Origin of the sequence: Kitasatospora sp. NPDC056800 (assembly GCF_042789775.1) — a bacterium.
Classification (GTDB): Bacteria; Actinomycetota; Actinomycetes; order Streptomycetales; family Streptomycetaceae; genus Kitasatospora.
Genome location: NZ_JBHUAL010000036.1, coordinates 1 through 19,811 on the forward strand (window position 1 = coordinate 1; position 19,811 = coordinate 19,811).

17 protein-coding genes and 1 rRNA gene are annotated in these 19,811 nt (G+C 74.2%); 10 read left to right on the forward strand and 8 right to left on the reverse strand.

The features are described from left to right. Positions 1 to 81 (forward strand): 5S ribosomal RNA (rrf, locus tag ACFRQN_RS11025); the annotation flags it as partial. A gap of 69 nt (positions 82 to 150) precedes the next feature. Here rrf and ACFRQN_RS11030 read toward each other — a convergent pair. The 3 genes from ACFRQN_RS11030 to ACFRQN_RS11040 all read right to left on the reverse strand — a co-directional run bounded on the left by ACFRQN_RS11030 (position 151) and on the right by ACFRQN_RS11040 (position 3,127). Continuing rightward, complete coding sequence (locus tag ACFRQN_RS11030; protein WP_380739816.1) at positions 151 to 1,512, reverse strand: hypothetical protein; 1,362 nt, start codon at positions 1,510 to 1,512, stop codon at positions 151 to 153. A gap of 196 nt (positions 1,513 to 1,708) precedes the next feature. Further along, on the reverse strand, positions 1,709 to 2,479 hold the full coding sequence (locus ACFRQN_RS11035) for a 1-acyl-sn-glycerol-3-phosphate acyltransferase (protein WP_049656484.1): 771 nt from the start codon (positions 2,477 to 2,479) through the stop codon (positions 1,709 to 1,711). A gap of 222 nt (positions 2,480 to 2,701) precedes the next feature. Next, positions 2,702 to 3,127 carry a DUF4395 domain-containing protein gene (locus ACFRQN_RS11040; RefSeq protein ID WP_049656482.1) on the reverse strand — a complete coding sequence of 142 codons (426 nt, stop codon included), beginning with the start codon at positions 3,125 to 3,127 and terminating at the stop codon, positions 2,702 to 2,704. 304 nt (positions 3,128 to 3,431) lie between these two features. On the opposite strand from ACFRQN_RS11040, the gene ACFRQN_RS11045 reads away from it, so the two are divergent. The 5 genes from ACFRQN_RS11045 to ACFRQN_RS11065 all read left to right on the forward strand — a co-directional run bounded on the left by ACFRQN_RS11045 (position 3,432) and on the right by ACFRQN_RS11065 (position 8,643). Continuing rightward, entirely contained in the window at positions 3,432 to 3,782 is a 351-nt protein-coding gene (locus ACFRQN_RS11045; protein WP_049656479.1) for a thioredoxin family protein, read from the forward strand. Between the two features lie 252 nt (positions 3,783 to 4,034). After that, positions 4,035 to 4,820, forward strand: coding sequence for an electron transfer flavoprotein subunit beta/FixA family protein (locus ACFRQN_RS11050; RefSeq protein WP_380739819.1), 786 nt, complete (start codon positions 4,035 to 4,037; stop codon positions 4,818 to 4,820). Positions 4,821 to 4,865: 45 nt separating this feature from the next. Then, on the forward strand, positions 4,866 to 5,828 hold the full coding sequence (locus tag ACFRQN_RS11055) for an electron transfer flavoprotein subunit alpha/FixB family protein (RefSeq protein ID WP_380739821.1): 963 nt from the start codon (positions 4,866 to 4,868) through the stop codon (positions 5,826 to 5,828). 218 nt (positions 5,829 to 6,046) lie between these two features. Further along, positions 6,047 to 7,468: an acyl-CoA synthetase gene (locus ACFRQN_RS11060; protein WP_074006381.1), complete on the forward strand. Its 1,422-nt coding sequence runs from the start codon at positions 6,047 to 6,049 to the stop codon at positions 7,466 to 7,468. 311 nt (positions 7,469 to 7,779) lie between these two features. Next, positions 7,780 to 8,643, forward strand: a complete 864-nt coding sequence (locus ACFRQN_RS11065) for a C40 family peptidase (RefSeq protein WP_375876709.1) — start codon at positions 7,780 to 7,782, stop codon at positions 8,641 to 8,643. Between the two features lie 117 nt (positions 8,644 to 8,760). On the opposite strand, the gene ACFRQN_RS11070 is transcribed toward ACFRQN_RS11065, so the two are convergent. Then, a complete protein-coding gene (locus ACFRQN_RS11070) occupies positions 8,761 to 9,675 on the reverse strand; it encodes a PfkB family carbohydrate kinase (protein WP_117492486.1) in 915 nt (304 codons plus the stop codon). Positions 9,676 to 10,094: 419 nt separating this feature from the next. On the opposite strand from ACFRQN_RS11070, the gene ACFRQN_RS11075 reads away from it, so the two are divergent. Both ACFRQN_RS11075 and ACFRQN_RS11080 read left to right on the forward strand, forming a co-directional pair. After that, positions 10,095 to 11,162 (forward strand): NUDIX domain-containing protein, encoded by a 1,068-nt coding sequence (locus ACFRQN_RS11075; RefSeq protein ID WP_380739824.1) that lies wholly within the window; start codon positions 10,095 to 10,097, stop codon positions 11,160 to 11,162. Positions 11,163 to 11,256: 94 nt separating this feature from the next. Further along, on the forward strand, positions 11,257 to 12,117 hold the full coding sequence (locus tag ACFRQN_RS11080; protein ID WP_380739826.1) for a DUF4184 family protein: 861 nt from the start codon (positions 11,257 to 11,259) through the stop codon (positions 12,115 to 12,117). On the opposite strand, the gene ACFRQN_RS11085 is transcribed toward ACFRQN_RS11080, so the two are convergent. After that, positions 12,093 to 13,457, reverse strand: a complete 1,365-nt coding sequence (locus ACFRQN_RS11085; protein ID WP_380739828.1) for a dipeptidase — start codon at positions 13,455 to 13,457, stop codon at positions 12,093 to 12,095. The two genes, ACFRQN_RS11080 and ACFRQN_RS11085, sit on opposite strands and share 25 nt — an antisense overlap. Before the next feature lie 224 nt (positions 13,458 to 13,681). Here ACFRQN_RS11085 and ACFRQN_RS11090 point away from each other — a divergent pair, with 224 nt between their 5' ends. Next, on the forward strand, positions 13,682 to 14,938 hold the full coding sequence (locus tag ACFRQN_RS11090; protein WP_079272936.1) for a geranylgeranyl reductase family protein: 1,257 nt from the start codon (positions 13,682 to 13,684) through the stop codon (positions 14,936 to 14,938). Positions 14,939 to 15,039: 101 nt separating this feature from the next. On the opposite strand, the gene ACFRQN_RS11095 is transcribed toward ACFRQN_RS11090, so the two are convergent. Both ACFRQN_RS11095 and ACFRQN_RS11100 read right to left on the reverse strand, forming a co-directional pair. Continuing rightward, a complete protein-coding gene (locus ACFRQN_RS11095; protein WP_380739830.1) occupies positions 15,040 to 17,343 on the reverse strand; it encodes a glycosyl hydrolase family 18 protein in 2,304 nt (767 codons plus the stop codon). A 233-nt stretch (positions 17,344 to 17,576) separates the two neighbouring features. Beyond that, the gene (locus ACFRQN_RS11100; RefSeq protein WP_049650961.1) at positions 17,577 to 17,981 is read right to left on the reverse strand and encodes a RidA family protein; all 405 of its coding nucleotides are present in this window, start codon (positions 17,979 to 17,981) and stop codon (positions 17,577 to 17,579) included. 175 nt (positions 17,982 to 18,156) lie between these two features. Between ACFRQN_RS11100 and ACFRQN_RS11105 the strand changes: the two genes are divergently transcribed. Then, positions 18,157 to 18,930 (forward strand): enoyl-CoA hydratase family protein, encoded by a 774-nt coding sequence (locus tag ACFRQN_RS11105; protein WP_380739832.1) that lies wholly within the window; start codon positions 18,157 to 18,159, stop codon positions 18,928 to 18,930. An 88-nt stretch (positions 18,931 to 19,018) separates the two neighbouring features. Here ACFRQN_RS11105 and ACFRQN_RS11110 read toward each other — a convergent pair whose 3' ends face one another. After that, on the reverse strand, positions 19,019 to 19,783 hold the full coding sequence (locus ACFRQN_RS11110) for a maleylpyruvate isomerase family mycothiol-dependent enzyme (protein ID WP_049650963.1): 765 nt from the start codon (positions 19,781 to 19,783) through the stop codon (positions 19,019 to 19,021). Positions 19,784 to 19,811: the final 28 nt, after the last annotated feature.

Consider the following 19,811-nt stretch of genomic DNA (forward strand, 5'->3'; position numbering starts at 1 on the left):
ATTCCGAACCCGGAAGCTAAGCCTTACAGCGCCGATGGTACTGCAGGGGGGACCCTGTGGGAGAGTAGGACGCCGCCGAACAATTCTTCAGAAGAGCCCCCATCCGGGTCCCGGATGGGGGCTCTTCGCGTTTTCAGGGCCGGGGCGAATCTATTCGTCGGAGTCGGATTCGGGCTGCGGCTTCTCCGTGGGCGCCTGCCCCTGGGCCTGGGCGGGTTGCTGGGCATCGGGCCGCGGCGCCTGGGGTGCCTGAGGAGCCGACGACGCCTGACCCGAGGCCTGATCCGACGGTTGGGCCGTCGCCTGGACCTGGTCGGCGGGAGCCGCCGGGGCCTCCGCCGTCCCCCAGGCCGGCCGGCTGAGCCACTTGTCCGCGCTGTTGGTGAGACGGGCGACGCCCGTACCGTCCGGCCGCATGCTGTAGAGGTCGGCGCCGGTGCCGGCGGGCGCCTGGGCGAAGACGATGGACTTGCCGTCAGGAGCGTAGGCGGCCGCGCCGTAGAAGGCGTCCGAGGGCGCGGGGGTGAGGGCGCCGACGGCGCTGCCGTCGGGGTGGACGGTGTAGATGCCGCCGCCGGGGGCGTTGTCGGGGTCGGCCGGGTAGGTGGTGAAGAGGATCTGGGTGCCGTCGGGGGACCAGTCCGCGCGGTCGCCGGCGCGCAGTTCCCAGGGGGTGAGCTGCCGCAGCCCGGTGCCGTCCGCGCTGACCACGTAGATGGCGCGGCTGTTGGCGGGCTGCCCCGTGGCGCTGGTGCGGTACTCGAAGGTGAGCTGCTTGCCGTCGGGGGACCAGCTGGGGTTGCTGACCGCGCCGGAGTAGGGCTTGTCGTTGGTGAGGAAGGTGAGCCGCTGGACGTCGGTGCCCTCGGGGGTCATCAGGTAGAGGTCGGAGTACTGGATCTGGTGGCTGCCGGACGGGTCCAGGGCTCCCCAGGAGCGACTGAAGGCGACCTGCTTGCCGTCGGGGGAGAAGGCGGGGGCGCGTTCGTCCTCGTTGGCGCAGTCGGCGGTGCCGCTGTCGCAGAGCTGGTTGACCTGGTGCTCGGGGCCGCCGGCGGTGAGGACGGTCCAGAGCCGGGCGGTGCCGGTCTGCGGGTCGGTGCGGTCGAAGGCGATGGTGGCGCCGTCGGGGGACCAGTCCGGGCGGTCGTCGAGCGCGAGGGCCGGCGGCTGGGTGACCTGGTGCTGGCCGGTGCCGTCGGGGGAGAGGGTGACGATCGCGGTGCTGGTGCGGGCGGCGTCGGTGTAGGCGCGGCTGACGATCAGCCCGTTGTGCGCGGCGGCCGCGGGGGCTCCGACGGCCGCGCCGACCACGCCGGGGGTCGCGGCGGGTGTCGCCTCGGGGGTGGCGGTGGGGGTCTCCGGCCGGATCTCCGAGAGCGGGATCTCCCCGGGTTCGGCCCCGCAGCCGGTGAGCAGGGCGCCCAGAAGCAGAAGGCCCGCACCGGCGCTCGCGCGGGTGCGGGCCCTGCCCGTGGGTGACTGCCGTGTGCCGGTGGTGATCCGTGCCATCTCCGCCTCCGAGACTCTCGACCGCTCCGACGTGTGCCCCCGCCGAGGATTCAGGACGAAGGCCCCTGAAAGGAGCTGTCACTGTGTCAGACGGGGGACGTCGGCGGTCCGGCGACACGCGACGGACCGCGCTCGCTCGATCGCACGGAGTAGGGGGGAGTGGAGGGGAGAGGAACAGAGGGGAGCGGAGCGGGCCTCAGCCCCGGGCGGCGCGGCGCTCGGCCTTCGCGAGGGCCTCTGCCTCGTCCTCGGCCTCGGCGACCTCCAGGGTGGGCGCGGTGCCGCCGAGCTGGGCGGGCAGCCACCAGGTGTCGTCCGGGCCGGAGGGCTTGCCGGGGTACTCGCGCTGGGCCTGGTCGAGCATCTCGCTCATGGCGGCGCGCAGCCGCCGGGTGACCATCACGGGCTTGTCGTCCGGCCCGAGGTGGATCGGCTCGCCGATCATGATGGTGACCGGGACGTGCCGCTTGGTGAGGGTCTTCGGGCGGCCCTTGGTCCAGAGCTGCTGGGTGCCCCAGAGCACGACGGGCAGCAGCGGGGTGCCGGAGTCGGCGGCCATCCGGGCGGCGCCGGTCTTGAACTTCTTGAGCATGAAGGAGCGGCTGATGGTCGCCTCGGGGAAGACCCCGACCACCTCGCCGGCCTTGAGGGCGCGCACGGCGGCCTCGTAGGCGGGCTGGCCGTCGGTGCGGTCGACCGGGATGTGCTTCATGCCGCGCATCAGCGGGCCGGAGATCCGGTGCTTGAAGACGTCGTCCTTGGCCATGAAGCGGGTCTTGCGCTTGCCGCCGCGGTACGCGCCGAGGCCCGCGAAGAGGAAGTCCAGGTAGCTGATGTGGTTGCTGACCAGTACCGCTCCCCCCCTGGCGGGGATGTGTTCGGCGCCCACGATCTTGATCCGCGCGTCGAGCGCGCGGAAGGCGGTGAGTGCGGCGCCGATCACCGGCGGGTACACGAACTCTGCCACGGTCAGTCCTGACTTCCACGGGCCGGAGCCCGGTTCGGCGGGTACCCGCTCCGTTGCGCGGGCGGTGCCGACCGGAGTACGGCACTCCGCGGCGGTCACGGGTGATTCACGGAGATGATCCCCCGAACGAGTGCCTGCTGTCACCTGAGGCGTGCGGTCAAGTGAATATTGCCGATGTGATCTCCGTGATGAATTCGAACGGGAACTTTTCGGCCGCTCGCATCAGGCGCGGGAGGTGAGGCGGCCCTGGGCGTGCCGGACCAAGGGGTAGAGCTCGCAGCCCACGGAGTAGCCGAACACGGCGTTGGCGAAGGCGGCGGTGAGGGCGGTCGAGGCGCCCATCACGCCGAGCCACGTCACCTCGGTGCAGTAGCCGAGGGTGCCGACCGCGGCGAAGACCATGAGGACGCCCTGGTCGAGGCGGAGCGGCCGTTCGTCCTCGGTGGCGGAGGGCGGTGCGAGCCGGGGCAGCACGAGCGCCTGGAACAGCCGGACGTACGGGGCCAGGCGCAGGCCGCCGAACGAGCCGAGGGCGAAGACGAGCGTCTGGGCTCCCAGGAGCGGGCAGCTGCCGGTGGCCAGGACGAGGGCCAGGACGATCGCGGTGAGCGCTGCGGCTAAGCGGGGACCGCGGGGATCGGTCTGCAACGGGGCTCCGGGTGGTCGCGACGGGCGGCGGCAGCGGCGGGGCGTCAGCGCCGTCGGTGGACGGTGGTCCTGGCCGGGGCGATGACGCGGCGGCGGACCGGCGGCGGCATCGGGTGGCGGTCGGAGTCCATCGGCCGATCGTACGTGTCCCGGCCCTGGCGGTCGACCGTGTTTCGGGCGCCGCGGGCGCTGCCGCAGACTGGGGGGATGACCGGGCCGACGGCGTGTGTTGTCGTGCCTCGACGGGGCCGGTCCCGGCCCGCCGTGGCCGGGGTGAAGGGCCGGGAGTGACGGGAGGACGAGGGTGAGCACCGAGGACGGGGCGGACGCGGTACCGCGGTCGGACGCCGTACGGCTGTCGGGGGCGGAGCTGGGCGGGCCGCTCGGCGCGCGGGCGACGCTGGTGCAGTTCTCGACGGCCTTCTGCCAGCCCTGCCGGGCCACCCGGCGGGTGCTCTCGGAGGTGGCCGGGATGGTCGACGGGGTGGAGCACATAGAGGTGGACGCCGAGGAGCGGTTGGAGCTGGTCCGCCGGCTGGAGGTCCGGCGGACGCCGACCGTCCTGGTGCTGGACGGGGAGGGCCGGGTGGTGCGTCGGGCGGCGGGCCAGCCGCGCCGGGTGGACGTGATCGCGGCGCTCGGTCGCGTGGTGTGAGCAATCCGGCCGCAGGTGTTCCGCCCCGGCGGGTGGAGTCGGCCCCGCGCTGGGGCAGGATGGGCACAGGCGGCGGGAGCAGCCGCACGGCATAAGCTACTGGCCAGTAGTGACCACTGCACTACCGGCGAGTATGCTGCCAGGAAGTTCCGGACCGGCACGGGAATTCGCTGCCCGGAGCGGGTGCGTGCCGTGTTCGCGCCCGCTTGCACCGCCGCAGCCGCCGGACGAGACCAGTACAGGAGACAGGCCGTGAGCTTGAGGATCGTTGTCTGTGTGAAGCACGTGCCGGACGCGACGGGTGACCGTCGTTTCGCGGACGACCACACCACCGACCGGGAGGGTGTGGACGGCCTCCTGTCGGAGCTGGACGAGTACGGCGTGGAGCAGGCGCTGCGGATCGCGGAGGCGAACGAGGGCGCCGAGGTGACGGTGCTGACGGTGGGGCCGGACGACGCGAAGGACGCGCTGCGCAAGGCGCTGTCGATGGGTGCGGACAAGGCCGTGCACGTGAACGACGACGACATCCACGGTACGGATGTGGTCGGGACGTCGGCGGTGCTGGCGAAGGCGCTGGAGAAGGCCGGGTTCGACCTGGTGATCGGTGGCATGGCGTCGACGGACGGTTCGATGGGTGTGCTGCCGGCGCTGCTGGCGGAGCGGCTGGGTGTGCCGCAGGTGACGCTGCTGTCGGAGGTGTCGGTCGAGGGCGGCGTGGTGAAGGGTCGTCGGGACGGTGACGCGGCGACGGAGCTGGTGGAGGCGGCGCTGCCGGCGGTGGTGTCGGTGACGGACCAGTCGGGTGAGGCCCGGTACCCGTCGTTCAAGGGGATCATGGCGGCGAAGAAGAAGCCGGTGCAGTCGTGGGACCTGGACGACCTGGGCATCGAGGCGGACGAGGTCGGTCTGGCGGGTTCGTGGACGGCGGTGGAGTCGGTGGCGGCGCGTCCGGCGCGGACCGCGGGCACGGTCGTCAAGGACGAGGGCGAGGGCGGCAAGTCGCTCGCGACCTTCCTCGCCGACCAGAAGTTCATCTAGTCCCACCCGTTCGCGAACCCAACGATCGATCAGGAGCAACGAATCATGGCTGAGATCCTGGTTCTGGTGGACCACGCCGACGGCGCGGTGCGCAAGCCGGCCCTGGAGCTGCTGACCCTGGCCCGCCGTATCGGTGAGCCGTCCGCCGTCGTCCTGGGCGCCGGTGCGGCCGCGGCCGGCATCGCGGCGAAGGCCGGCGAGTACGGCGCGGCGAAGGTGTACGTCGCCGACGGTGCGGAGTTCGCCGACCAGCTGGTCGTCCCGAAGGTGGACGCGCTGGCGCAGATCGCCAAGGCGAACGACGTGGCCGCGGTGCTGGTGACGTCCTCCGGTGAGGGCAAGGAGGTGGCCGCGCGCGTCGCGCTGCGGATCGGCTCCGGCATCATCACCGACGCCATCGACCTGGAGGCCGGCGACGGCGGTCCGGTCGCCACCCAGTCGGTGTTCGCCGCGTCCTTCCAGGTGAAGTCCAAGGTCACCAAGGGCGCGCCGGTCATCACCGTGAAGCCGAACGCCGTCGCCCCGGAGGCCGCTCCGGCCGCCGGCGCGGTGGAGGACGTCGCCGTCGCGTTCACCGGCAACGCCGCCAAGGTCGTCTCGCGCACCCCGCGGGTGTCCTCCGGCCGTCCTGAGCTGACCGAGGCCGCGATCGTGGTCTCCGGTGGCCGTGGTGTCGGTGCCGCCGAGGGCTTCGGCGTGGTCGAGGAGCTCGCGGACGCGCTGGGCGCGGCCGTCGGCGCCTCGCGTGCCGCGGTGGACGCCGGCTGGTACCCGCACAGCAGCCAGGTCGGCCAGACCGGCAAGCAGGTCTCCCCGCAGCTCTACATCGCGGCGGGCATCTCCGGCGCGATCCAGCACCGGGCCGGCATGCAGACCTCGAAGACCATCGTGGCCGTCAACAAGGACCCCGAGGCCCCGATCTTCGAGCTGGTCGACTACGGCGTGGTCGGCGACCTCTTCCAGGTGCTGCCGCAGCTCACCGCCGAGGTGAAGGCCCGCAAGGCCTGATCCGCGCGGAAGGTTCGGAGGGCGTGGTGCCGGGTGCCCGGTGCCGCGCCCTCCGTCGTCCCCGGTCCTTCCCCGGCCTTCCCGGTCGTTCTCCGCCGTCGCCGGCCCCGCTCGCCGTCCCCGGCGCGCGGCGGGCCGGACGGCGGCCCGTAGAGTCGGCGCCGGCGCGTGGCGCACGGGCGCGGCGCGGTGGTGATGGACGAGGCGAGGACGGTGGCATGGCACTGCTGACGGCACTTCAGGGCGGTTTCGGCGACGCGGCGGACGCGCTGCGGATCGACGGTCGGACGCTCTCCCGGGAGGACCTGCTGGGCGCGGCGACCGCCGTCGCCGACCGGGTGGCCGGCGCCCCGGCGCTCGCGGTGCTCGCCCGGCCCACCGTCGAGACCGTCACCGCGGTGGTCGGCGGCCTGCTGGCGGGCGTCCCGGTGGTGCCGCTGCCGCCCGACTCGGGGCCCAAGGAGCGCGAGCACATCCTGCGCGACTCGGGCGCGGCGCTGCTCGCGCACGCCGTCGGGGAGGTGCTGCCGCAGGACACCTCGGTGGCCGGGCTGCCGGTCGACCCCGCGCGGCGCTCCACCACCAGCTACGCCGAGCCCGCCGCCGGGTCGACCGGCTTCGTGCTCTACACCTCGGGCACCACCGGCGCCCCCAAGGGCGTGGTGATCCGGCGCGAGGCGATCGCCGCCGACCTGGACGCCCTCGCCGCCGCCTGGCAGTGGACCGCCGAGGACACCCTCGTCCACGGCCTGCCGCTGTTCCACGTGCACGGGCTGCTGCTCGGCGTGCTCGGCGCCCTGCGCACCGGCAGCGGACTGGTGCACACCGGACGGCCCACCCCGGAGGGGTACGCGGCGGCGGGCGGCAGCCTGTACTTCGGGGTGCCCACCGTGTGGTCCCGGCTGGCGGCGGACCCGCAGGCCGCCGCCCGGCTCGCCCCGGCCCGGCTGCTGGTCTCCGGCAGCGCGCCGCTGCCCGTCCCGGTGTTCGAGAAGCTCGCGGCGCTCACCGGGCACGCCCCGATCGAGCGGTACGGGATGACCGAGTCGCTGATCACCGTCAGCACCCGGGCGGACGGCGAGCGGCGCCCCGGCAGCGTCGGGCTGCCGGTGGAGGGGGTCCGCACCCGGCTGGTCGGCGAGGACGGCGCGCCGGTGCCCAGCGACGGGGAGAGCGTCGGCGAACTCCAGGTCTCCGGGCCGACGCTGTTCAGCGGTTACCTCAACCGGCCGGACGCGGACGCCGAGGCGTGGACGGCGGACGGCTGGTTCCGCACCGGCGACGTCGCGGTGATCGGGGCGGACGGCTTCCACCGGATCGTCGGCCGCGCCTCGGTGGACCTGATCAAGAGCGGCGGCTACCGGATCGGCGCGGGCGAGGTGGAGGCCGCGCTGCGCGACCACCCGGCGGTCGCCGACGCGGCGGTGGTCGGCGTGCCGGACGAGGACCTCGGACAGGCGATCGTCGCGTACGTCATCCCGGACGGCGCCGTGACGGGGGAGCAGCTGACGGCCTTCGTGGCGGAGCGGCTCTCGGTGCACAAGCGGCCGCGCCGGGTCGTCCTGGTGCCCGAACTGCCCAGGAACGCCCTGGGAAAGGTGCTGAAGAAGCAGCTGCTGGCGGAGGCCGGCGGCCGCTGAGGAGAGGGTGGTCGGACGCCCCCTCGGATGACGGGTGTTCACCCTGATGCGCCGTCGGTGCTCACCACCCGTGACCCTTCCATTGGCGCACTCCACTGCGCGCAGTGAGCGGACGCGTGCCTAACGTGACACGCAGGCAGGGCCGACCCCCCGGGCGGCACGCCGGCGGCTTCCGGTCGCAGGACCGGAAGCCGCGGTGTGCCGGGCGGGGGCCCTGCCGACAAGCACGGCCAGTCCTGGCCGGTCACAGCAACCCGCTGCAAATCCGCAGCGATCCGCAGCGATCCGCAGCAGTGAAGGAAGTCAGCACGATGACCACCGTCAACACCGGCGCGCCGGAGGCCGCCGGCGAACCGACCGGGCAGCAGGACGCTGCCACCGTCCGCCCCTCCCGTCCGTCCCGCGGCGCGCGGCTCCGTCGGGGGATAGGCATGGTGGCCGTGATCGCGACCAGTGCGGGCCTGATCGGCCTCGGCACCGGTGTCAGCCCCGCGGCCGCCGAGCCCGCCCCGGCGCACGCCGGCTGGGACGGCTCCCGGTACTGGTTCAAGAACAGCCAGGGGCAGTGGCGCTGGACCTCGCACTACGACGTCTACGTGCAGCGCACCGGAGGCGGCTCCTCGTCCGCCGCCAGGACCACGACCACGTCCTCCGGCGGGATCACCCAGGGCTGGGACGGCTCGCGCTACTGGTTCCGCAACAGCAGGGGCGAGTGGCGCTGGACCTCGCACTACGACATCTACCTGGAGCGCACCGGAGGCGGCTCCTCCTCGGACTCCCCGGGCTACTTCGACGACTCGGTCGCCGAGGACCGGGACGTCGAGACCGCCGTGCAGTTCGCGCTCTCCCAGCTGGGCGTGCCGTTCCGCCGGGCCGGCAACGGGCCGGACGGCTACGACTGCTCGGGCCTGGTGCAGCAGTCCTTCCGGCGCGGCGGGATCAGCCTGCCGCGGGTGGCCAACGACCAGTACGCGGCGACCACGCCGATCGGGGCCGGCCAGCTGCGCCGCGGCGACCTGCTGTTCTGGTCGCCGGACGGGACCGCCCGGGGTATCCAGCACGTGGCCATCTACCTGGGCGACAACAGGTACGTCGAGGCCGCGCGGCCCGGGACCAACATCAGGATCTCGGGGATCAGCAGCGGCTACTACCCGTCGTACATGGGGCGCCCGTAGCGGGGCCGCCGTCCGCCCGTCGGGGGTGCCGGGTCCGCCCGGTGCCCCCGACGGGGGTGTCCTCGTCGGTCCGGGCCGAGCCCGGGGCGCGCGACGCCCGCTCGGCCCGACGCCCGGTCAGAGGTCCGTCGGGCGGGGCAGCGCGCCGCGGGCGCCGAGGCCGGTGACGGCGAAGGCCCCGGCGGCGACGGCGGTGGCGGCTGCGTCGGGCAGCGCGGCGCCGCGGGCGAGTGCGGCGGCGAGGGCGCCGCAGAAGGCGTCGCCGGCGCCGGTGGTGTCGACCACTCGGACGGTCGGGGCGGGCAGCCGGGTCGGCGTTCCGTCCACGACGACCAGCGCGCCCTCGCCGCCGAGGGTGACCACGGCGCCCTCGGCGTGTTCGGCCAGCGCCCGGGCGGCCCCGGTGACGTCGGCGGCGCCGGTGAGCTGGCGGGCCTCGACGGCGTTCGCGACGACCAGCGGGCGGCGTCCGGTGGGGCCGGCCTCCGGCAGGGTGCCGGCCGGGGCGGTGTTGTGCAGCCAGCGGGTGCCGCCCGAGGGGCCCGCGGCGGGCAGTGCGGCGGCGGTCGCGCGGACGCACTCCGCGGGGACCTCGTTGCTGGTCAGGACCACGTCGACGGGGAGCAGCCGGAGGCGGGCGAGCGCGGCGGTGACCTCCTCCGGGGTCAGGTGGGCGTTGGCGCCGGGGAGGACGACGATGCTGTTCTCGCCGGCCGGGTCGACCATGACGATCGCCTGACCGGTGGGCGCGTCCGGGTGGGTGAGCACGGCGCCCGTCTCGACCTGCGCGCCCCGCAGGTCGGCACGCGCCGCCTCGCCCTCGGCGTCCCGTCCGACCTTGGCGACCAGGTGCGTCGCCGCCCCCATCCGGGCCGCCGCCACCGCCTGGTTGGCCCCCTTGCCGCCGAAGCCCCGGGTGGCGGCGGTGGCGAGGACGGTCTCGCCAGGGGAGGGCAGCACGGGGCAGCGGAGGATGCGGTCGGTGTTGACCGAGCCGATGACGACGACCCGACCGGCGGGAAGCAGCTTCATCGTTCCTCTGTACGTGGTGGGGTGCGGGCGGCGCAAGGAGGCGGGCGGTGGTGGTCGAGCGCAGGGCGCGTACGGGCCGAGCCCGGGGCGCGCGCGGCGCACAGGGGCGTACGAGTGGGGGGGCGTGCGGAGCGTGCGCGTGGGGCGTGCGTAGCGGGTCGACCCACCAGGCATCCTGTGCCCTAGCAGTGGCGAAGGGGTGCAATTTTGATGTAGACCGGTCTGCATATTTCCGCGTACGGGCGTCTGACCTGGGCACATGCCGCTGTCACGGGGCAGATCGGGGCGTGCGGGCGGGCGCGCCGGGGAGGCATGGGGAGCGGCGTGGCGCGGGTACCACCACGGGTGGCGCTGGTTCGACCAACGGGGGCGCTGCCCGGTGCGAACGGCATCGGGGGAAGTCGAGGGCAGGGGACGTTGTGATCGTCTGGGTCAATGGCACATTCGGGGCGGGCAAGACGAGCGCCTGCCGCGAGCTGGTGGAACTGCTGCCCGGGAGCGTGCTCTTCGATCCCGAGCTGGTGGGCTTCGGCCTGCGTCGGATGCTCCCGGCCGACCGGCTGGCGACGGTGTCCGACTTCCAGGACCTGGCGGCCTGGCGCCGGCTCGTCCCCGAGACGGCGGCGGCGCTGCTCGGTGAGGTCGGGGGCCCGCTGGTGGTCCCGATGACCCTGCTCAGGGAGGACTACCGGGACGAGATCTTCGGGGACCTGGCCTCGCACGGGATCACGGTGCACCACTTCGTGCTGGACCCTGAAGAAACGATCCTGCGCGACCGCATAGCCCACCGCGACGAGTGCCCGGGCGACCCGGAGGGCAGCGAGCGGGTCCGCGCCTGGTGCCTCGAGCACCTGCCCCGCTACCGCGCCGCCCGCCGCTGGCTGATCGGGGACGCCCGGATGATCGACACCAGCGGGATCTCCCCCCGGGAGACCGCGCACCGGATCGCCGAGCTGGTCCGGGTCGGCGCCGCCCGCTGCCCCATCGTCCAGACCCCGGACCCGACCGGCGACACCGTCGCCTCCGCCGTCCTGTTCTTCGACGAGCAGGACCGCGTGCTGCTGGTGGACCCGGTCTACAAGCCCGACTGGGACTTCCCCGGCGGCGTGGTCGAGCGCGGCGAGGCCCCCACCGACGCCGCCCTGCGCGAGACCGCCGAGGAGCTGGGCCTGCGCCTGGACCCGTCCGCGCTGCGCCTGCTCGCCGTCGACTGGGAGCCGCGCACCGGCCCGCGCCGTGGCGGCCTGCGGCTGATGTACGACGGCGGGCTGCTGGACGAGGAGGGCCGGCAGCACCTGCTGCTCCAGCAGGAGGAGCTGCGCGGTTGTCGCTTCGTCACCCTGGACGAGGCCGGGGAGCTGCTGCCCCCGGGACGCTACCGGCGGCTGGCGGCGGCGCTGGACGCGCGGCGGAGCGGCGAGCTGCGGTACCTGGAGGCGGGGAGCCGGGTGGCCGTGGGGCTGGCGAGCACGGCGGACGCGGCGTAGCGGCCGGTCGGCGCGGGGCCGCGGGGCGAGTGGGGGGAGCATGGTGCGCCTCCCGGCGCGCCGCGCCGCGGTCCCGGGCGGCAGGATGGGGGGCATGCCCTTCACGTTGAGCCACCCCGCCGCCGTCCTGCCCCTGCTGCGCGCCGCCGGGGCGCGTGGGCCCTTGGTGGCGTCGGCGCTGGTCGCCGGGTCGATGGCGCCGGACGTGCCGTTCTTCGCCGAGTCCCTGCTGCCCGGGGTGTACGGCCAGGGCGGGCTCACGCACCGCTGGTGGGCGGTGCCGACGGTGGACGTGGCGATCGCCGGCGCGCTGGTGGCCGGCTGGCACGGGCTGCTGCGCGGGCCGCTGGTGGCGCTGCTGCCCGAGCGGTGGGCGGGCGGCGCCGAGGCGTTGACCGTCCGGCGGGCCGGGGACGCCGCAGGCCCCGCAGACGCCGGTACGGTCGGTGGCGCGGCGTGGTTCGCGGCCTCGGCGGCGATCGGGGCGGCCACCCACGTCGGCTGGGACGCGTTCACCCACGGGGGCCGGCTGGGGGTGCGGCTGCTGCCCGTCCTGGACCGCCCGGTAGCCGGGGTCCCGCTGTACGAGGCGCTGCAGTACGGCAGTTCGGCGCTCGCCCTGGCGGCGCTGGGCGGTTGGGCGGCGCGGGCGGTGCGGGCCGTCGAGCCGGTGCGGCCGGCCGTGCGGCTGGCGCCCCGGGCCCGGCGGGCGGCCGTCGCGACGCTGGGCGCGGCGACGGCCGCCGGGGTGCTGCACCGGCTCGCTCCGCTGCGGCGGAACCTGGTGCCGGAGGTCTGCTTCGGCGCCGGGGCCGGGCTCGCGGTGGGCGCGGTCGGTTACGCGGCGGTGCTGGCGGCCGCCCGCCGGTTGCGCGGCGGGCGGCCGGACGTCCTCCGGGAAGAGCCTCGGGACGTCGCTGCGAAGGTCCGTCAGACGGAGCGCAGTTCGGCGTAGCGGCGGAGGAAGAGCGCCTCGGTGAGGGCCATCTGCTCCAGCTCCCGCGGGTCGACGCTCTCGTTGACCGCGTGGATCTGGGTGGTCGGCTCCTCGACACCGATCAGCACGATCTCGGCCTGCGGGTAGAGCGAGCGCAGCGTGTTGCAGAGCGGGATCGAGCCGCCCTCGCCGGAGGCGACCATGGCCGTCCCGAAGGCCTCGGCCATCGCCTCGCCCATCGCCTCGTACGCCGGGCCGCTGGTGTCGGCGCGGAACGGGGCGCCGTTGCCCTGGCGCTCGACGGTGAGCCGGGCGCCGAGCGGGACCTGCGCCTCCAGGTGGGCGACCAGGGCGTCCTGGGCGGCGCCCGCGTCCGTGCCCGGCGCGACGCGCAGGCTGATCAGGGCCTTGGCGGTGGCCTGGACGGAGGAGGTGGCGCCGATCACCGGCGGGGCGTCGATGCCGAGGACGGTGACGGCCGGGCGGGCCCAGAGGCGGTCCGCGAGGGTGCCGGTGCCGGTCAGGGCGACGCCGTCGAGCACCTTGGCGTCGGAGCGGAACTGCTCCTCCGGGTACTGGACGCCGGTCCAGGTCTGGTCGGCGGTCAGGCCGGCCACCGCGACGTCGCCGTTCTCGTCGTGCAGCGAGGCCAGCATCCGGACCAGGGACTGGAGCGCGTCGGGGGCGGCGCCGCCGAAGGCCCCGGAGTGCAGGTTGCCGGCCAGCGTGGTGACGGTGGCCTCGACGATCGTCATGCCGCGCAGCGAGGTGGTCACGGTGGGCAGGCCGGGGGCGAAGTTGCCGGTGTCGCCGATGATGATGGCGTCGGCGGCGAGCAGCTCGGGGTGGGCCTCGGCGTAGCGCTCCAGGCCGCCGGTGCCCTGCTCCTCGGAGCCCTCGACGATGATCTTCAGACCGACCGGGTAGGCGTCGCCGTGGACCTGACGCAGCGCCCGCAGCGCCGTCAGGTGCATCAGGATGTTGCCCTTGCAGTCGGCGGCGCCGCGCCCGTACCAGCGGCCGTCGCGCTCGGTCAGCTCGAAGGCGGGGCTGTGCCAGGCGTTCTCGTCCAGCGGGGGCTGGACGTCGTAGTGGGAGTAGAGCAGGACGGTCGGCGTGCCCTCGGGGCCGGGCAGCTCGCCGTAGACGGACTGGGTGCCGTCCGGGGTGTCCAGCAGCCGGATGCCGGTCAGGCCCTCGGCGGCGAAGGCGTCGGCGACCCAGCGCGCGGCCTTCTCGCACTCCTCGACCGGGAACTGGCGCGGGTCGGCGACCGACGGGAAGGCGACCAGCTCGGCGAGGTCGGTGCGGGCACGGTCCATCAGGGATCGGACGGCGTCGGCCAGGGGCTGTGACATCGGGGCTCCGGGGGGACGGTCCGCCCTTGGGGTGGTGCGGGCGGAGGAGACGGTTTGCGGTAGTGCCGATCATAGGTGGAGCGGAACAGGGAGTTCCGCGGGTGGGCCGCGGACCGGGCCTCCGAGGGGGAGGGGCCGCCGTCGGGCGGGCCGTACGACCGGGTGGCGCCGGTGCGGGGGCGGCGCGCTCGAACGGCGCGGCCGGACGCATAGGATTGCTCGACGTGACTGACTCCGGAAGCTCCGATTCCCGTAGCCCGCTCGACAGCCCGGCCGAGGGCGGTCCGACCGACGACGCGGCCGCGCCGCTGGACGGCGTCTGGGACGTCGTGGTGGTCGGCGCCGGACCGGCGGGCTCCTCGGCCGCGCACGCCGCCGCGGCCCAGGGCCGCCGGGTGCTGCTGCTCGACAAGGCCGAACACCCCCGGTACAAGACCTGCGGCGGCGGCATCATCGGCCCCTCCCGGGACAGCCTGCCGCCGGACTTCCGGCTGCCGCTGCAGGACCGGGTGCACGCCGTCACCTTCGCCTACAACGGGAGGTACACCCGTACGCGGCGGTCCAAGCGGATGCTGTTCGGCCTGGTCAACCGGGACGAGTTCGACCTGCGCCTGGTGCAGGCGGCCAAGCAGGCCGGGGCGGTGCTGGTCACCGGAGTGACCGTCACCGGCGTCGAGCAGCGCGGCGGGGAGCACCGGACGGCCCTGGTGACGGCCGCCGACGGGCGCACCTTCGAGGCCCGCGCGGTGGTCGGCGCGGACGGCAGCGCGAGCCGGATCGGCCGGCACGTCGGCGTCACCTTCGACCAGATCGACCTCGGCCTGGAGGCCGAGATCCCGGTGCCGGCCCAGGTCGCGGCCGACTGGGCGGGCCGGATCCACCTCGACTGGGGTCCGCTGCCCGGCAGTTACGGCTGGGTGTTCCCGAAGACCGAGACCAGCAGCCTGACCGTCGGCGTCATCTCGGCGCGCGGCGACGGCGAGCGGACCAAGCAGTACCTCGCCGACTACATCCGCCGGCTGGGCCTGTCCGGGTTCACCCCGCAGGTCGAGTCCGGGCACCTGACCCGCTGCCGGACCGAGGACTCGCCGCTCTCCCGCGGCCGGGTGCTGGTCGCCGGGGACGCGGCCGGACTGCTGGAGCCGTGGACCCGCGAGGGCATCTCGTACGCGCTGCGCTCGGGCCGGCTGGCCGGTGAGTGGGCGGTGCAGGTCGCCGAGGCGGGCAACGCGGCGGCGGTGCGGCGCGAGGCGCTGAACTACGCGTTCGCGGTCAAGGCCGGGCTGGGCGTGGAGATGCGCGCGGGCAAGCAGCTGCTGGGCGCCTTCGAGCGGCGGCCGTACCTGTTCCACGCGGCGGTCTGCCTGGTGCCGCCGGCCTGGCGGGCCTTCGCCCGGACCACCCAGGGGCACACCTCCTTCGCCCAGGTGCTGCGGCAGTACCGGGCCGCGCGGCGGCTGGCGTCGATGGCCTCGCGGTAGGGCGGCCGCCGTGGCGTCGTGAGCTCGTGACGCTGTGGAGCGGGGCCGGTGTCCCTCCGTGCGCGGGAGGGGCACCGGCCCCGCTTCCCTTGCGGGGAGCGCTACTTGAGCCCGGTGTCCAGTGCGGACATCAGGGTGCCGGACGGGGTGTCGCCGGACATCTCCCAGATCATGCCGCCGAGCAGGTTCTTCGACTTGAGGTAGGCGGTCTTCTGCGAGATCGACCAGGCGTCGTCGAAGGTCCACCACTGCCCGCCGGCTCCCGTGTAGCCGTACGTCGCAACGGACTTGGGGTCGTGGTAGACCTTGAGACCGGAGAGGCTGGTGATCAGGTTGTTGTACCCGCGGGTGCCGGCCTCGTCGCTGAACTGGCCGGGTGCGGCGCCGTTCGCGGACTGCCAGGCGCCGTTCGCGCCGCCGTCCGCGACGGTCTGCCAGCCGCGCCCGTAGAACGGGAAGCCGATGGTCAGCTTGCGCGGGTTGACCCCGGCGTTCAGGTACGTCTGGACGGCCGTGTCCACGCTGAAGTGGGTGGCGTAGGGGTCGTTCGGGTCCTGGTAGAGGTTGGAGGCGTGGCCGGTGCGGTTCGGCTCCCAGGAGTTGTCGCTGCCGGAGCCGTGGAAGTCGTAGCCCTGGACGTTGGCGATGTCCAGCGAGCCGAAGATCTTCGAGAGGTCCCAGCCGGCCGCGACCTTCGCCGGGTCGGCCGGGGTGAAGGCGGTGAGCAGCTTGTGCGAGCCGCCCAACGCGTCCAACTGCTTGCGGAATTCGGCCAGCAGCAGGGTCAGGTTGCCCTTGTCGTTGGCGCTCCAGTGGTTGCCCGGGTGGCCGTCGGCGGAGCCGGGCCACTCCCAGTCGAGGTCGATGCCGTCGAAGATGCCCGCTGCCACGCCGTCGCCGCCGGCGCCGTTGTAGGCCGGCAGGTTGCCCTTGATCCAGGTGTCGACGCAGGACTTGACGAACTTCTGGCGGGACGCGTCGGTGGCGGCGGCGTCGGAGAAGTACTTGGAGTAGGTCCAGCCGCCGAGCGAGACGACCACCTTCAGGTTGGGGTACTTGGCCTTCAGCTTCTTCAACTGGTTGAGGTTGCCGCGGAGTTTGCCCCAGCCGTCGTCGGCCACGCCGTCCACCGACTGGTCGGCGCTCATCGCCCGGCCGTAGTCCGCGTCGGCGTCACCGGCGCCGGTGCCCTGGTCCGGGTCCTCAGGGTTGGCGGTGGTGCCCTTGGTGACGCCGGCCTGGCAGGTCAGGTTGACCGGATCGATGTTCTCGAAGGCGTAGTTGACGACGTCGAGCTTGGCGGCGGCGCCGGAGGTGTCCAGGTTCTTGACGAAGTACTGGCGGCCGTAGATGCCCCACTGGACGAAGTAGCCGACCCGGGCGTACTTCCCGGCGCCGACCAGGTCCGAGGTGGTCACGGTGAGCGGGGCGGAGGCGGGCGAGACGTTGTCGGCGGCGTCCCGGGCCTTCACGGTGAACGTGTAGGCGGTGGACGGGGAGAGGCTGCCGACGGTCGCGCCGAGCGTGCTGCCGGTGACCGTGGCCACCAGGGTGCCGCCCTGGTAGACGTCGTACGCGGCCACCCGGACGTTGTCGGTGGCGGCGTTCCAGGCGAGCGTCACGTCCGTCGAACCGACCGCGGTGGCCCGGAGGTTGGCCGGTGCGGTGGGCGGCGAGGTGTCGGTGGACGGATCGAAGGTGGACGCGGTGACGCCCGCGCTGAGCGGGCCGGTGTTCCCGCGGCTGTCCTTGGCGCGGACGGTCAGGGTGTACGAGGTGGCCGGGGTGAGGCCGGTGACCAGCACGCCGGTGGACGGGCTGGAGGCGAGCACCGTGCTACCGCTCAGCACGTCGTAGGAGGCGACCGGGAAGTCCCCGCCGGTGGCGGCCGGCCAGCTCAGGGCGAGCGTGTGCGCGGTGGACTCGGTGACCGTCGGGGTGCCCGGCGCGGACGGCGGGACGTCCGCGCTGCCGTCGCACTTGTCGCCGTTGACACGGCAGTTGAGCGGGGCGGCGACCGGGCCGTTGCCGACGAACCAGAAGCTGTACGGCTCGGTGGTGCCGTGGGCGTTGACGGTGGAGTTGTAGAACGCCGCGGTGGCGGTGACGTGCCGGCCGTTCACGGTGGCGGTGCCGTTGTAACTGTTGCCGATGGTGACGCCGGCCGGGAGGTCGAACTCCAGGGTCCAGCCGCTCACCGCGGTCGCGTTGTCGTTGTGGACGATGTAGGTGCCCTGCCACCAGGAGCCGTTGTCGGCCGTGGTGAAGGTGGCGGTGAGCTTTCCGGCGGCGTGCGCCGGGGCGGCCAGCGCGGTGAGCGCGGCGAGGGGCAGGAGCAGGACGGAGAGCAGTGCCAGCAGTCTGCTGCGCACGCGCGGGCGCCCGGCCCGGGATCGAGCGGACATGGTTCTCCCTGTGACTGTGGGGGTTGAACAGGGTGACGTAGAACCTTGGTTGATCCGTGCGGTTGATCCGTGTGCGATCGATGCCTGTGCCGTGGGGAGGCAAGGCATGGGAACTGTAGGAGGACTGGACCAATGCGTCAACAGGTCTGTACCACTTGGGAGTTGTCCCCGATTCTCCCGCCGTCTCGCCGCCCCCGTCGCTCCGCAATTCCCTGCTGCTCCCGCCGCTCCCGCTACTCGCGGACGATCGCCATCGCCTCGATCTCCATCAGCACGTCGGGCCGGAACAGCGCCGAGACCTGCACGGCGGAGGAGGCGGGCGGCGGAACGGAGCCCAGGTACTCGTCGCGGATCTCGCGGACCACGGCGAGGTGGGCGATGTCGGTCATGAAGTAGGTGAACTTCACGACGTCCTCGAACCCGGCCCCGGCGGCGGCCAGGCAGCGGCGGAGGTTCTCGAAGACCTGCCGCGCCTGCGCCTTCGGATCCCCCGGGCCGACCAGGTCCCGGTTCTCGTCGAACGGGACCTGCCCGGACACCTGGACCAGTCGGCCGCTTCCGGCGACGACCTGGGTGTAGCCGGTGCCGGGCGCGACTCCGGGCGGCTCCGTGATGCGGGTGAGGTGAGAGGTGGTCATGGGACGGATCCTGATCCATGCCCCCTCGGGCAGGCAAGCCCGACGGCCCGGGGGCTCCGGCTCGCTCTGGCCGAGGGGCGGGTGGGCGTGCCAGAGTCGTCCGGGCGTCGTCCGGGCACCTCCCGGACCGCGTCCGCAGTCCGACCCACCCTCAGCCGGAAGGCAGGCCCCGCCGATGACCAGCGCAGCGCCCCTCGTCCACGTCAGCACCGCCGACGCCGTCACCACGCTCACCCTCGACTCGCCGCACAACCGCAACGCGCTCTCCACCCGGCTGATGGCCGAGCTGCACGCCGGACTGGCCTCCGCCGCGGCCGACCCGGAGGTCCGCGCCGTGGTGCTCGGGCACACCGGCAAGGTGTTCTGCGCGGGCGCGGACCTCTCCGAGGCGACCGGCGCGGACCCGACGGTCGGCCCGCGCGGCCTGGTCGAGCTCCAGCGGGCGATCGTGGACTGCGCCAAGCCGGTGATCGCCGTCATCCACGGCCACGTCCGGGCCGGCGGCCTCGGCCTGGTCGGCGCGGCGGACCTCGCCGTCGCCGGACCGGCCTCGACCTTCGCCTTCACCGAGGTGCGGCTCGGCCTCGCGCCCGCCGTCATCTCGCTGCCGCTGCGCCCGAAGCTGGACCCGCGCGCCGTCTCCCGCTACTACCTCACCGGCGAGGTCTTCGACGCCGCCGAGGCCGCCCGGATCGGGCTGATCACCAGCGCCACCGACTCCGCCGAGGCCACCGACGTGGCGCTCAAGGGCCTGCTGGACGCGCTGCGCCTGGGCTCCCCGCAGGGCCTGGCGGAGTCGAAGCGGCTGGCCAACGCCGAGGTGGTGCGCTCCTTCGAGCGGGACGCGGAGGAGCTGGTGGAGCTGTCGGCGCGGCTCTTCGGCTCGGCGGAGGCGCAGGAGGGGATGCGCTCGTTCCTGGAGAAGCGGCCCGCGCGCTGGGTGCGCTGAGGGCCGGGTTTCCCGGGTGCCCGTTCGCCCGGGGGCGTCGCCGCCCCCGGGCGTGACGACCCGTGCGCAGGGGTCGCGGCCGGCACGGTCAGAGGACCGCCGCCGTCTCGCTCCAGAGGGCGAGCAGGCTCTGGTCGCCGATCGCCTTGACCTCCCCGGCCTGCTGGGCGGACAGCCGGTTCCACAGCAGCAGGTAGAGCTCGTGGGCCGGGCCGGCGAGGGTCAGATCGGCCGGCTCGGGGCCCTCGCCGGTGGTGACGACCGGCGCTTCCCGGGTGATCGTCAGGTGCCAGGAGCCGGGGCCGTCGGTGGCCCGGACCAGCAGGGTGCGCGGCCGGTCGCTGCGCAGCTTGGACCGGCCGAGGGTCGTGAAGCCGCTCACCAGTTCGTCGATGCCGTCGAGGGCGAGCGCGGTGTCCACGACCGGACCGGGCACCCCGGCGGCCGCGTCGGCGTCGCGGCGGTGGACGGCGGTCTCGTGCGCCTGGCGCCGGGCCCAGAACGCCAGCGGGCTGGGCGAGGACAGGAAGGTCCAGCACTCGAGGTCGGCGGGCGCCGCGGTGAGGGTGTCCACCAGGGCGGCGTGGCCCTCGCGGTACCAGTCGAGCAGCGCGGCGTCCGAGGGCAGCGGCCCGACGGCGGCCTGCGCGTCCGCCTCGTCCGGCGGCGTCGGCGCGCCTCCGGACACGATCGCGGCGGCCCAGCGGTGGACGGAGCCGATGTGCTGCAGCAGCTTCGTCAGCTGCCAGTCCGGACAGGTCGGTACGGGGGCGGACAACTCGGTACGGGCCGCGGCCTCGGCGAGCCTGGTGCCCTCGCGGCGCAGCGCGTCGATGTGCTCGGTGATCTCCATGGGACGGAGTCTTCCATCGCGGCCGGTC